General features: G+C 41.9%; 1 protein-coding gene. It reads left to right on the forward strand.

Annotation, left to right across the window (positions count from 1 at the left end; all coding sequences use genetic code 11):
* A partial coding sequence (gene zapE / locus R7Q09_RS24945; protein ID WP_318143795.1) for a cell division protein ZapE occupies nt 1-811 on the forward strand: 811 nt, incomplete at both ends.

Below are 811 nucleotides of genomic sequence, written 5' to 3' on the forward strand. Positions count from 1 at the left end.
ATGCCTTACCTACTGACAGAAAAATGCGCGTGCACTTTCACCGCTTTATGTATCGGGTACATGACGAGTTAAAGCGTTTAGGGGAGGTAGAAAATCCTCTCTCCAAAGTTGCCGACTTATTTAAACAAGAAGCAGATATTGTTTGTTTTGACGAGTTCTTTGTGTCTGACATAACTGATGCCATGATTCTTGCCACATTGTTGCAAGAAATGTTTAAGCGTCAGATGGTGCTGGTGGCGACGTCAAACATCGAACCACAAAATTTGTATCGTAATGGCTTACAGCGAGCACGTTTTCTTCCTGCTATTGATATGATTTTGGCGCGTTGCCATGTACTAAATGTGGATAGTGGTGTCGATTATCGTCTGAGGACGTTGGAACAAGCCGAAATCTACCATTATCCATTGGATGAGCAGGCTTCTATTAATTTAAATACCTATTATCAGCAGCTTACGGCTGAGCGTAAAAGCGTTGCTCACAAAATCGACATTAATCATCGACAGATTAACGTGATTGAAGCCAGTGATGGGGTGTTACATGCTTCTTTTGAGCAGTTGTGCCAAACCGCTCGAAGTCAAAACGATTACATTGAACTCTCACGTATTTATCACACGGTTTTACTGGCCGATGTTCGTCAGATGAATCGTAAAATTGATGATGCTGCGAGGCGTTTTATTGCTTTAGTCGACGAGTTTTATGAGCGTAACGTAAAACTGATTATTTCAGCGGAAGTCGAGATGGATGCCTTATATACCGAAGGACAACTGGAATTTGAGTTCAAGCGTTGTGTATCACGTTTAACCGAGATGCA

Source organism: Vibrio sp. 2130-1 (genome assembly GCF_033339515.1).